The organism is Photobacterium lutimaris, from assembly GCF_003025555.1.
In the GTDB taxonomy this organism is placed as follows: domain Bacteria; phylum Pseudomonadota; class Gammaproteobacteria; order Enterobacterales; family Vibrionaceae; genus Photobacterium; species Photobacterium lutimaris.
Genome location: NZ_PYMH01000001.1, coordinates 202,609 through 215,000 on the forward strand (window position 1 = coordinate 202,609; position 12,392 = coordinate 215,000).

A 12,392-nucleotide genomic window follows, 5' to 3' on the forward strand; every position below is an offset into this window, starting at 1 on the left:
CGTGGAATCTGTTAGGGATATTTTGTTAAAAACTCGGCTTCTTACGCCGAGTAAGCACATTTTGCTGCTCAGTCATATGCGTGCAAATAGTACTTTGATTGGACACCTTCTCGGTTCTCATCGTGATGTTTCAGGCTACTATGAAATGCATATTGGTTATTACAGTTGGAAAAGCCTGATTAATCAAAAGCTACATTTTCATCAGGGTGATCCTGGTGAACCGTTTACAAAGTATTATTTTGACAAAATTCTTCACAGTGAGCATCATGTCAATGTTGATATATTATCTCACGATAATGTGATCACCTTAATATGTTTACGTGAACCCTTACAGACGATAAACAGTATCGTAAAATTATACCGTTCCAAACATCCTGATGATGATTTTACTCGCCCAGAGTTTGCCGCTCGATACTACATAGAACGTGCTAATACAATTCTTTGTATAGCTAAAAAATTGGTGAAACAAAAAGAGAGCTATTACTTCTATGATGCTAAAGATATCATAGATAAAACACAGGATATATTAACAGATATTCAAACATATTCTGGACTGAAAACACCTATTTCGACACGTTATAGAAAGTTTGATAAAACCGGCGCTCGCTATTTTGGCGATTCATCAGAATATATTCATTCAGGCGTTGTTGTTAAAAAAACAAGCGAAACATTAAACCTGGATATTGATTCAGAACTATTGGATGAATGTAATCGAGTCTACAGAGAGTGTAGAGAGTATTTGCTTGAACATGCATGGACGTCTTGTATTAGTCAAACTGCGTAATTGCATTTACATCTATCTTCATGTCAATAACAGTAAGGCTTATCGCATATCAGCGATAAGCCTATTTTTTACATCAATATGAAGGTTTGAAACAGCCTGTTTCATCATAGATTGCGCCAACATAAGACTGACCTGCTCTCACTGTGCTGTTGCAAAAATCAACGCTGGATTCAGTGAGTGCTGGTGCATCGAGTATTGCTTTGCGCAAAGCTTCTAGTTGTTTGAGTCTAAAATTCCCTTGATTGGGATCCTCGAAGACCGTTTTTAAAGATAAGCTGCTAGAAAATAATGAATTATTGTCAATGTAGTTATTTTTCCTATCGGATTTTGCGCTATCTCTATCTTTAATTCGTCCGTCAAGGATATTGTTGAATATCGCTGCTGTTGAACCCTGAAACCTAATATCGATGCCTAGTGTATTATAAAGAATATTATTATTGATTACGATATCCTTCACTCGTGGGCTGTAAATACCCACATCATTACAATGCATGATGATGTTGTTCTTCATAACTGAATTTGTCACTTCAAAGTCTGATTTCCCTCGCCGATCTTGTTTATTCATACCACCACCACCAAATGAGAGGCCAACTTGACTTCCACGAAATTGAGTCGGTTTAGTATTACAGATGATAAGGTTTTGCTCTATGGTGCCACCGTGTATGCCACCTTTCATGTAGGCGCCGTAACTAATTTTGTTGCCATCTAATTTGATAAAATCATGGATCAAATTCTGTCTGATTTGCCAATTATTGCCATGGTCAAGGTTGATGGGGGTGACTGAATGATGGGTATGCCGAGGTTCATTCATTCCGAAAATATTACTCTCAACAATACCATTATCTGGGTATATGTTATTTAATTCATTGATTTTTAAGGCAGCATTAAAATCATAGAAAGTATTGTTACGGATAACTGTATTCTTTGCTGCCCCAACGATATGTAAAGCATGTTCACATCTTGAATGGTTATCGCATTGGCCGATGAAATTTATCCCTTCAATCTGCCAGTTTGGTTGGTCTATGACAAAGCCTTCGACCGCATCAAGGTATAAATTTACGCGCCCCAATGTTGCGGCTCGAACGACAATCGGAGTATGTGGTGATGTCCTTGCCTCACTGATAACGAAGCGTTTTCCTTCAAGCAGGTAGTTTCCATTTTGGATTACGATCTCATCACCTGGCCGTGCGTTTTTGATTGCTGTTATCAGGTCGATTTCGCTGTTGACATGGACAAACCGGTGAGTGTTGAATAGCTGATATTGCTTTTGAGGACCGACTGTTGGCCATTGTGTTGGTCGAAATTTGCCTTTGTAATAATCCTCTGTTTCAGGTTGTTCCGTTAGTGTACTCAGGTAGTGAGCAGACTCAGGAGAGTAGGCGTTGATCTTATCGCTGACCTTGCTGGCAGCCTGACTTAACTGCGATGGTATTTTATCAATAAATAAAATAAGCGCAGTAAATAAAAAGGCATTTGCCATTAAACCACAAAAAAGGAAATATAGTTTTAGTACTTTTTTCATATTTTTAAGTATCCGTTTACCTGTAAAGTATATATAAATCAGAAGGTCAGGATATATTAGGTGTCATAGCATTGAAAATCTTAACATAACTATAGCCGTATATTGCATTTTTTCACTGATTTAATTGGCTGATTTTATGTGTCTGTGCCATGATTATTTTGTTGCATAATTTTATTGTTAGAACCAAGATTATGAAGTTCACGGAGGAAGTAGAGTGAGCGTATTGTTAGATAAAATCACAACTAAAATTAATAAATTTAAGTGTGACAGAGCGTTACGTAAAGTTGCAATGACGGTTCCTGCGAGTTTTTCATCACCTCACAATGTTGTCATTTTATCTATGGTCGGAAAACGCGTGATTTATGACTACCTGGTCGCGATAAAATCATTTCTTTTATACATTGGTGTTAAAGAGGTTCATGTGCTAAGTGATGGTACATTGGATGATGAAGATACCTGTATCCTAAGTGAGCATGTACCGGGTATTGTTATCCATCATGCTGATGAACTTGATATGTCTGAGCTCCCCAGAGGTAACTGTTGGGAGCGGTTGGCCATGTTACTCACTTTAGCGAAAGATAACTATGTAATTCAGCTCGATGCCGATATCGTTATTAATGGTGAATTGCACGAGGTATCCCAGGCTATAGGCGATAACCGTGGATTCATTCTGGGTAACGAAAAGTGGAAGAAGCCAGTCAGCATGCAAGAAATGGCGAATATTGCTAAGCAGTGGGACTCATGCCACATTCAAGGGTTTTCTGAAAAACACTTCGACCGCTTACCACTGTTTAACGAAAGTGATTGCCATTATTTTCGTGGCTGTGCGGCATTTATCGGTTTACCAGCTTCAGAGCACTATTTACCAATATTACGTAAATTTTCAGCACAGATGGAAAATGAAATTGGTGATAAATGGAACCTATGGGGTAGCGAGCAGGTTTCATCAAATGTTATATGCTCTCTTTCACCAGGTATGTCGATGTTATCTTGGCCAAAATATCAGACTTATCAATTTCCGCTTTCAAACGAACCTGTTAAAAAAGCATCGTTAATTCATTTCATGGGAACATACCGTTATCACAATAATATGTATAAAAAGATTGCCAGCGATGCAATATCCAACATGAAGTAGGTGATTTAATGCATGTTACAGATAATGAGGGATTATTTCATAGTGCAAAATGGGCTCTGATTGCTAATTGGTATGGTCGACTGATTGGTATTGTAAATACGCTGGTATTGTTAAAGTTATTGACACCGGCTGATTTTGGTGTTGCAGCATTGTCGACTTTTTTTGTATCCATGTTTGTCGCTTTTTCACATGTCGGGGTGGCACATTTTGTTATATCTTCAGATGATATGTCAGAAGGTGAGCTAGACAGTATCTGGACCTTAGGTTTAGTTACTAAAACACTAACTGCGTTGTGTTTATATCTATCCGCCGGTTGGATTGCTGATTATGTCAATAATGCTGAAATGTCGGAAGTTATTCAGATTGTTGCTATTATTCCGTTCTTGTCTGGACTGAGGAATGTGGCGTTAGATACCGCAGAAAAGCATTATAAATTTAAATTCGTTATCGCAACAACGATGGTTGCAAGGACAGCAGGAGCCCTGATCTCTATTATTTTGGCCATATATTTACAGTCATACTGGGCTTTAATTATAGGGGTTATTACCTCGGCCACAGTCGAAACTCTTGTTGGGTATGTTTTTTTCCCCAGACGACCCAGGTTATCCTGCCGACACTGGGGTGCTCAGTGGGGATTTTCTAAATGGTTATATATAGGTTCTGTTGTAGGTTATCTACGTTCAAGGGTTGATGTTTTATTACTTGGTAATATATCTGATGCAAGAGGGGTTGGTTTATATAGTATATCAACAGAGTTTTCTTGGTTGCCATTTAATGAGTTGATTGTTCCTATCAACAGAGGATTCTTTTCTGTTGCCTCAAGAATCAAGAATGATAGTGTAGAGTTCTATCAACGCTTGATTCAGCAACTTACCCTAAACATGCTGATTGTCATTCCATGTGCTTTTGGCATGATGGCAATTGCTGACCCTTTTACTGATTCGATTTTGGGTGAGGATTGGATAGATGCCAGCAGTCTTATTTATACATTGTCACCATTGATGATAGTAATGTCAGTTTATGGTGTATTGAATACGGTGCTGACTATAAAGAAAAGAATGAAGTTGATCATATTTTCGGATTTACTATTTTTATCATGTATTGTTTTTTATTTTATATCATATCAGAGTTCAGGTATTTATATTCTAGCGCAAGGTCGGTTATGGATAGGGTTACTATTCCTTTTATGGCTTGTTTTACTTTATATAATAGTAGTTAAGCTAAGGATTAGTGATGTTGTGTTGCTATTTATACCTCCTATGGTTTCCAGTTTGATGATGTATGCGTTTGTGTCCTGGATGATCAGTTTTTTTAACTCAAGTGCAATGCAGTTAGCTGTTGCCATTCCTTCAGGAATAATAATTTATTCATCACTTTATTTGTTTTTATCCTATCAATGTAGAACATTATACCCATATCATTGGAAATGTTGTGAATATGTGTTGAGTAAAATGAGAAGATATCATGCTTATTAATAGGAGAGGTGAATGGAATCAATACTTTTTTTACTTAGTTTGATCGCTTTAGTGGTGTATACCAAAATGTCTATTAATGAGGATGACAAGGATTCTTAATGAGGGATATTGTATTTGTCATCTTTTTTGCTTGTTTGATGGTGTTTGCATTCAGGCGATCATATATCTCGGTATCCTTATGGCTATGGGCTGGATTGTTCGTGCCTGCTTATTGGTTATATAGCTTTGCCCATGGTATTAGCTTTCAAACGATCTTGGTTGTCGTTACTGTTATAGTTTACTTATTTGATAGAAATAAAAGTAAATTTAGTATTAATTTTCTTTTATTTACAGTTTTACTGATTTACATGCATTTTACTATTACTACTTTCTATTCGCTAGGAATAGAGGAGAAGGTATGGTTAGAATGGCAGAAATTTTCCAAGATAATGCTATTGATGCTGTTCATTGTCTTAATAATAAGAAGTAAAGTTCACTTTAATTATATACTAATGGTTTTTGTTCTTTCTCTGGGAGTGATGGGAGCCATCGAAGGTTTGAAGTTTATTGCTTCTGGCGGTTCTCATCATATTAAAGGGCCAGATAATAATATTCTTTCCGATAACAATCACTTTGCCTTAGCGCTTGATATGGTCCTGCCATTAAACATTTATCTTCTTTCTCAGTATAAAGGATCAAAAATACGGCCGTTTCTGCTTATCACCTTGGTATTGAGTATCTTGTCTGTGTTAGGTACGGCATCTCGTGGTGGCTTTATTGGTTTAGTGTGTGTGGCTTTATATTTTCTGCTTACGACTAAGCGAAAAGCGTTGACTGTTATTGCCTTTGCCGTCGTGGCAGGATTGGCTTCGTTGATCCTCACTGATAAGTGGTATAACCGAATGGAGAGCATTGATACCGCCAAGGATGACGGGTCGTTCATGATTCGGGTGAAATCGTGGAAGATGTATACCTTGATGGCGATGGAGAGGCCGTTGCTTGGTGCGGGTTTCCGGTCAGTCGAAGTGGGTTATGTCTGGCGCTCTATTGCCCCGAATTTCTACAAATTATCCTTTATTGAATCTCCAGAGCCTGGCGAGAAGGCTTGGGCTGCTCACAGTATCTATTTTCAGGTACTTGGTGATCATGGGTTCGTTGGATTAGGGCTGTTTATGTTAATTCTAGCAACCGCATTCCTAACGCTTATGAATATAATGAGAAAGATAAAAGATATAGAAAGATTAGAGTGGCAATACCAATTAGCAAAGATGTTCAGAGTTTCATTGGTTGCTTTTTCAGTCGCCGGAGCTGCACTGTCTCTTCCATATGCTGAAATTTTTTGGGCATTAATTGCGATCATCATATCCCTCGATATATCCGTCAGGGAGAGTCTTGCAGTAATTAAAAAAGAACAGAGTTGTAAACCTAAAGAGAGGCGTATTAGAAAAAGCCATGCATAGATGAGCGACATTAATTAAACCAGTTACATTGTGTGTTCAATTATTTTAACGAATAGGAACTAATAATGAGAGTGAGATCGCGATCACCGTTGCGCTTGGGTTTAGCAGGGGGAGGGACGGACCTTTCTCCCTATTGTGATAAGTATGGTGGCTGTATCCTGAATGCGACGATTGATATGTATGCACACTGTACGATTGAATTGAATTCTTTAAAGCCGGGGGTCAGTTTCTACGCGCAGGATATCGATGAACAGTATCATTCAAATTTAACGGGTCTCTTACCATTGGATGATAAGTTGCTGCTCCACAAAGCGGTATATAACCGAGTGATTGCTGACTACAATCATGGCAACCCGCTTCCAGTGACTGTCTATACCCATTGTGATGCGCCGCCAGGCAGTGGGTTGGGGTCGTCATCTACGCTAGCTGTTACGATGATCAGTGCCTATCAGAAGTTGTTGAATTTACCATTGGGTGAGTATGATATTGCCCGTCTGGCTTATGATATCGAGCGTGTCGATTGCCAGTTATCCGGCGGAAAACAAGATCAGTACGCGACAACCTTCGGTGGTTTTAACTTCATGGAGTTTTATGATCAAAATCGCGTCTTAGTGAATCCTTTGCGGATACGCCGTTCCATTCTGAATGAGTTGGAATCCCAACTTATCCTTTATTTCACTGGTGTCTCTCGATCTTCGGCCAAGATTATCGATGAGCAAGTAAAAAATACCAATGATAATACAGACAAACCACTACAAGCGATGCATGAAGTGAAGCAGTTGGCGTTCGAAATGAAAGAGCGATTACTTCACTCTGATATTTCTGGAATGTCAGAGTTGTTTTATCAATCATGGGTCGCAAAAAAAGCGACCTCACCGTCTATCTCCACTCCGTTGATTGATCAAATCGAAGATCGCGCTATGAGTGCGGGGGCGAAATCGCTCAAAATTTCGGGTGCCGGTGGTGGGGGCTTCATGATGATATTCGTTGATCCGCTCAGGCGAATCGCCGTCGAGTCGGCATTAGCTGATCTCGAAGGGGAAATTCGCTCTTTTAAATTTACTCAAGAAGGCACGCAATCATGGAAAGTTTAACGTATTTTCAAAGCAGTGTGGCTGATTCTATAGCGGTGAAGCAGCGTTTGCTTGATAGTCCCGATGTCTTAGCAACAATTACGGAGGTTGCTGATCTCTGCTTAGCTGCTTATCAGCGGGGAAATAAGGTTATTTTGGCTGGCAATGGAGGAAGTGCCGCCGATGCGCAACATATCGCCGCAGAGTTTGTTAGTCGCTTTCATTTTGATCGCCCAGGGTTGCCTTCAATGGCATTAACAACCGATACATCAATTTTAACTGCGATCGGTAATGATTATGGGTTTGATAAGCTATTTGAACGTCAGCTACAGGCAAATGGGCAACCTGGTGATATTTTCATTGGTATCACGACTTCCGGTAATTCGCCCAATATCATCAATGCAATGACTTATGCCCGTCAGCATGGGATTACCGCGGTCGGTTTAGCCGGTCAAGGTGGTGACATTCAATCATGCAGCGATCTCTGTATAGCGGTGCCATCCGGGGATACGCCGCGAGTTCAGGAGTCACATATTCTTATTGGTCACATGATTTGCGGTTATGTGGAGAAGGAGTATTTCCATGAGTATCGAAGATGAGGTTGTTGCCATCGTGCTTTGCGGTGGGCTTGGCACTCGACTCGGTGCGATGACGCGGGATCAGCCCAAGCCAATGGTGGAGGTTGCCGGACGACCTTTTATCGAGCGGATACTGGATAATCTGGTCGAGCAAGAGATCTCTAAAATTGTCTTGGCCGTCTCCTACTTGCGGGAGGTAATACAAGCGCATATCGGCCCTGTGTATCGAGGTGTACCGATAGAATACAGCGTTGAAGAAAAGCCATTAGGAACCGGCGGGGCTATCGTTAATGCGATTAGGCAGCTTAACCTCGAGCACACGAACTTGTTGGTTGTGAACGGTGACAGTTATTGTAAGTTTGATCTAAGCGGTATGATCAGGCAGCTTCCCGATGTTGATATTGTAATGGTAACCAAGTATCTGCATGATACGGGGCGGTATGGTACGGCTCAAGTCAACTCTCAGGGAGAGGTGACGGATTTTATCGAGAAAAAGCATAGTCGCTCTGGGTATATCAATGCCGGGATCTACTTGTTTAGTACTTCGTTGGTTGCAGGATGCGGCTTGGAGAAGTTTTCGTTTGAAATGACTTTTCTTGAACAGGCCGAAAGTCGTAATATAAAAATAACGACTCAAATTTCTGATAGTTACTTTATTGATATTGGTATCGTTGATGACTATATGCTCGCGAATGACTACTTTCGTCAGCATGACGCCGTCGAGCAATAGCGTTTGATTAACAATGAAAAAGCCGACATGCCGTCGGCTTTTCATTGTTTGATACTTTATGACAAACAGCACTAGGCGCTACACTGATACAGTTTCTTATACTCACCAACCATCGCAAACTCGCTAAAATTCTGTTCAATCCTCGCGCGAGCAGCTTGCCCCATCGCTGTTAATTCCGATTTTTGATGGTAGAACTGCAAAAAGGCATCGGTCAATGCTGCCTGGTTTTGGGATGGAATACTGACACCGGTATGTCCTTCGACGATCACTTCGCCAATTCCCCCAACCTTGGTCACTATATGTGGTATACCCATTGACATAGATTCGAGGAGGGTGAGGGGAATGCCCTCTGCAATAGATGACAGAACGAACGCATTAAAGAGGCCATAATAATGGCGTACATTAGTCTGGCTGCCAGCAAAAATAATGCGGCAATTACTGTTAGTGTTGGCTGCAAGCCGCTCAAGTTCTGGGCGCTGATCGCCATCACCGACCAGTACTAACTGGGTATGGGCTGAAAACATAGGGCTACGGTGACAGGCTTCTTGGTAGGCAGCGATGAGCATCGGTTGGTTTTTGATACTTTGCAGTCTGGCAACATGACCAAATGTAAAGACAGCAGCCGTGCTGGGCTTGAGTGTTGGCTGAAAATAGTGGGTGTTGATACCGTTTCGAATCAATATAAGCTTTTTCGGATTGATACCGACATCATGGGCTAGCCAGGAATATAAGTCGTCTGAGACTGCGACAATTTGATGTATCCAAGCAGCGCAGATCTTACGTAAGTAACGGTACTTTTTGACTGCCCCATTCGGGTCATAGCTGTCTCGGCCATGTTCAGCATGAATCCGTACGGGGACCCGGGCCAAGGCTGCCACGCACTGGTATTCAATGGTGGCGAGGTTATATGTTTGGACCACATCAGGTTGTAATTGGCGAAGTTGCTTAAATAAGCGGTAATGAATTCGGAGGCTGTTGCCTGGAGGCTTATTAAGCGCAATGGTTGTGACTTGTGGGGTGATTTGCTCAATAATATTCCCAACTGTGGTAAGGCTTATAATCGTGTGGCGGTAACCATCCCCCATTTGGTTGATGCAGTTAACAATCAGCTTCTCTAACCCGCCGATGTGGAACCCATGAACGATGTGAACAATATGAGTCAGTGACTGGGGCATTGCGTGCGTTCTCCATGCCGATTACGTTTCTTCTGCTGCCAAGCTATTAGTGAAGTACAACGTTTTATATATGTTCGGTTGCCAGCTGTTTGCCCGTGCTTATTTCAGTGAACAGGTGAATAATTTTTTCCCCGTTGCAATCCCAGGTTAGCTGTTTGTCATCGATTGTCTGGCTTGCCGCATGTTGGAGTTGCACACGTAGTGCTGCGTCATCAATAATTCGCTCAATAGCATTTAACATGCTGTCCATATTGCCATTTTCGAACAATAGGGCATTGTGGTTATCGCTGACTAATTCTTTGATGTTGGGAGCGTCGGGGGCGACAATCGCTTTACCCGAGGCCAAATATTCAATGAGCTTGAGAGGTGAGCACCAGGGCGTGACGGCAGGCTGTAAGGCAATATCGACTTGCGCTAGCCAGTTTGGCATTTGATCGCGAGGGATCAAACCAATGATATGAGTTTGTGCTTCTATGTTCAGTTGTTGAGCCGTTTTTCTCAGATCATCAAGCACCGGACCATCTCCAATGATCAGTAAATGCACGTTGGGATTGTTGAGGCTGGCTAGCCTTGTGATGACTTGGTCCAACTGGTGCCATTCTCGGCAAAAACCGACAAAACCGATCACCGTTTTATCCCGAAACGGTGCCATCCGTTCAGGTTGTCTACGAGTGTTGAAATGTGCCGGGTCGATCCCATTGGGGATAATAGTGACTTGATCTGGGCCGACGCCGGCCTGATACACATAATCAGCCAGCACGTGGCTGACCGGCAAAACATGGTCGGCATTGCGCCAAGTGTAATATTCAGACCATCGAGCCAGCATCGGCAAATGGATACCAGTATAGTCATGGCGTTCTTGATACAGTGGTGAATTGACCTCGAGTAATAGCGGTAGCCTGAAGAGTTTTTTTGCCCATATACCTGAAGGTAAAAAAAGATTATAGCGCTCATAGATAGCATCGGGACGATGCCTTTTTATTGCCCGGTAAAGCAGCATAAAGTCGTAGAAGCTATAGCCAAACTCCATCAACTCAGCGATAGCGCCGGGTAGGCGGCGTCGTAACGTGGATACCCAGCCACCGTTGTCACCAAACTCGGTCTGTTCGCTGATCGTCGGTGCCACTACAATTACCTCGTGCCCCTGCGCTTCCAGCGCATTAATGATTGCTTCAATGTGGACGAATTGACCGTCGCGTGACGCAACACGGTGGTGGTAGAGGATCTTCATAGTTGTGTTTCCTTGTCTGCGTGGGGAGTGACCAACCGCTGTGATTGAGGAGGCATCGAAAGGTGAGGTGGCGAAACCAATTGTGTGAACAACTGGTAGAGAAGGTGGGACGTCTCATCCCAAGAAAACTGCTCGGCATAGCGGCGAGTAGCCTGTCTGTCGGGTAGGTGGGCAAGGAGTTCTCCAATCCCTTTAGCGATACTCTTGCTATCTCGCTCGACTAACAGGCCAGCATCGGCGGTTTTGACGACTTCCGGTGTACCCCAAATGTTGGTCGCGACAACAGGCGTGCCGCAGGCCATAGATTCGAGCAGTACATTGGCCCATCCCTCGCGGTTGGAAGCTAAGATAGAGAGATCGCTTGCACCGAAATAGCGGGCTAATTCTGATTGATTCAGCGCACCCAGAAAGGTGACACGCTCATTCAGGTGTAGCTTGCGGGTCAATTGCTTGAGGTTGTTGAGGTTCGGTCCACTGCCGGCAATCAGCAAGTGGGCGTCAGGGTGTGCTGCCATGGCCTCGATAACCAGGTGATGCCCCTTTCGCTCGATCAATAAACCGACAGACATAAATATGCGCCCCTGGCTAGGTAAGCCCAGTTTTTCTCTGAGCGCATGTTGATTCTTTTGTTCGGTCAAGTGAAATAAGGCCAAATCAACACCGTTACGAGCTGTAGTGGTTTTAGCTGGATCGGCCCCGTGTTTGATCATGGTCTGGCGCAGGGCCTCACACACAGCAAGGTTGTGGCTGCTGTGTTGTAACACCTGTTTAATTTGGTGCAGCGGACGTGGATATTGCGGGATTAAATTAATGTCCGTTCCACGTGCAGTAACCGTAAATGGCTTATTGAGCTGTTTGGCAATATTGGCGATGGCAACCCCATCAGGGAAAAAGTAATGCCCATCAATTAAATCAAACTCAAGCCCTTCTTGCTTTAGCGCGTTGATTTGTTTTCTCAAACACGCTTCTAATGTATGAGGTGTCAACTCCATTCCAATCTTGGGTATAACGGTGTAGCGAGGATGGTAAACCTTGATACCATATCGCTGTTCGACTCTCGGTACGGATGCGAATTGAGCGTACTGGCCAAAAACACGATGGCGAAATGGGAACCAAGGGACGGGGGCTATTACAGTACACTCTACATCAGGGTGATGGTGACGGAGTTGACGCAGCCTGTTCTCGACAAATATCCCATGTTTGGGATCTGCCGCGTTGGGATAAAGCGTGGTGATAGTTAGTAGCTTCAT

The 12,392-nt window shown here is 42.6% G+C and carries 11 protein-coding genes; 7 read left to right on the forward strand and 4 right to left on the reverse strand.

All coding sequences use genetic code 11. The annotated features are described in order from the left end of the window. The first annotated feature begins 1 nt into the window (after position 1). Positions 2-784: a hypothetical protein gene (locus C9I99_RS00690; RefSeq protein ID WP_107346928.1), complete on the forward strand. Its 783-nt coding sequence runs from the start codon at positions 2-4 to the stop codon at positions 782-784. Between the two features lie 73 nt (positions 785-857). On the opposite strand, the gene C9I99_RS00695 is transcribed toward C9I99_RS00690, so the two are convergent. Continuing rightward, the gene (locus tag C9I99_RS00695) at positions 858-2,306 is read right to left on the reverse strand and encodes a right-handed parallel beta-helix repeat-containing protein (protein ID WP_107346929.1); all 1,449 of its coding nucleotides are present in this window, start codon (positions 2,304-2,306) and stop codon (positions 858-860) included. Positions 2,307-2,520: 214 nt separating this feature from the next. Here C9I99_RS00695 and C9I99_RS00700 point away from each other — a divergent pair, with 214 nt between their 5' ends. From C9I99_RS00700 to C9I99_RS00725, 6 genes are all read left to right on the forward strand, one after another. Continuing rightward, entirely contained in the window at positions 2,521-3,441 is a 921-nt protein-coding gene (locus tag C9I99_RS00700; protein ID WP_107346930.1) for a hypothetical protein, read from the forward strand. 8 nt (positions 3,442-3,449) lie between these two features. Then, positions 3,450-4,916 (forward strand): oligosaccharide flippase family protein, encoded by a 1,467-nt coding sequence (locus C9I99_RS00705; protein ID WP_107346931.1) that lies wholly within the window; start codon positions 3,450-3,452, stop codon positions 4,914-4,916. A gap of 98 nt (positions 4,917-5,014) precedes the next feature. Next, complete coding sequence (locus tag C9I99_RS00710) at positions 5,015-6,355, forward strand: putative O-glycosylation ligase, exosortase A system-associated (RefSeq protein ID WP_107346932.1); 1,341 nt, start codon at positions 5,015-5,017, stop codon at positions 6,353-6,355. Positions 6,356-6,420: 65 nt separating this feature from the next. Further along, positions 6,421-7,449 (forward strand): GHMP family kinase ATP-binding protein, encoded by a 1,029-nt coding sequence (locus C9I99_RS00715; RefSeq protein WP_107346933.1) that lies wholly within the window; start codon positions 6,421-6,423, stop codon positions 7,447-7,449. Further along, positions 7,437-8,027: a D-sedoheptulose 7-phosphate isomerase gene (locus tag C9I99_RS00720; RefSeq protein ID WP_107347805.1), complete on the forward strand. Its 591-nt coding sequence runs from the start codon at positions 7,437-7,439 to the stop codon at positions 8,025-8,027. The genes C9I99_RS00715 and C9I99_RS00720 overlap by 13 nt, the downstream gene beginning before the upstream one ends. Further along, the gene (locus C9I99_RS00725; protein ID WP_166645337.1) at positions 8,011-8,736 is read left to right on the forward strand and encodes a nucleotidyltransferase family protein; all 726 of its coding nucleotides are present in this window, start codon (positions 8,011-8,013) and stop codon (positions 8,734-8,736) included. The genes C9I99_RS00720 and C9I99_RS00725 overlap by 17 nt, the downstream gene beginning before the upstream one ends. A gap of 71 nt (positions 8,737-8,807) precedes the next feature. Here the strand turns inward: C9I99_RS00725 and C9I99_RS00730 are convergent, their stop codons facing one another. From C9I99_RS00730 to C9I99_RS00740, 3 genes are all read right to left on the reverse strand, one after another. Further along, on the reverse strand, positions 8,808-9,911 hold the full coding sequence (locus C9I99_RS00730) for a glycosyltransferase (RefSeq protein WP_107346935.1): 1,104 nt from the start codon (positions 9,909-9,911) through the stop codon (positions 8,808-8,810). Between the two features lie 64 nt (positions 9,912-9,975). Further along, positions 9,976-11,142: a glycosyltransferase family 4 protein gene (locus C9I99_RS00735; RefSeq protein WP_107346936.1), complete on the reverse strand. Its 1,167-nt coding sequence runs from the start codon at positions 11,140-11,142 to the stop codon at positions 9,976-9,978. Beyond that, complete coding sequence (locus C9I99_RS00740; protein ID WP_107347806.1) at positions 11,139-12,392, reverse strand: glycosyltransferase family 4 protein; 1,254 nt, start codon at positions 12,390-12,392, stop codon at positions 11,139-11,141. Before C9I99_RS00740 ends, C9I99_RS00735 begins: the two co-directional genes overlap by 4 nt.

Coding starts and splice junctions, on each gene's coding strand:
- C9I99_RS00705 (WP_107346931.1), top strand. CDS start 3,450: ATGCATGTTACAGATAATGAGGGATTATTTCATAGTGCAAAATGGGCT.
- C9I99_RS00730 (WP_107346935.1), bottom strand. CDS start 9,911: ATGCCCCAGTCACTGACTCATATTGTTCACATCGTTCATGGGTTCCAC.
- C9I99_RS00695 (WP_107346929.1), bottom strand. CDS start 2,306: ATGAAAAAAGTACTAAAACTATATTTCCTTTTTTGTGGTTTAATGGCA.
- C9I99_RS00710 (WP_107346932.1), top strand. CDS start 5,015: ATGAGGGATATTGTATTTGTCATCTTTTTTGCTTGTTTGATGGTGTTT.
- C9I99_RS00740 (WP_107347806.1), bottom strand. CDS start 12,392: ATGAAGCTACTAACTATCACCACGCTTTATCCCAACGCGGCAGATCCC.
- C9I99_RS00715 (WP_107346933.1), top strand. CDS start 6,421: ATGAGAGTGAGATCGCGATCACCGTTGCGCTTGGGTTTAGCAGGGGGA.
- C9I99_RS00735 (WP_107346936.1), bottom strand. CDS start 11,142: ATGAAGATCCTCTACCACCACCGTGTTGCGTCACGCGACGGTCAATTC.
- C9I99_RS00720 (WP_107347805.1), top strand. CDS start 7,437: ATGGAAAGTTTAACGTATTTTCAAAGCAGTGTGGCTGATTCTATAGCG.
- C9I99_RS00725 (WP_166645337.1), top strand. CDS start 8,011: ATGAGTATCGAAGATGAGGTTGTTGCCATCGTGCTTTGCGGTGGGCTT.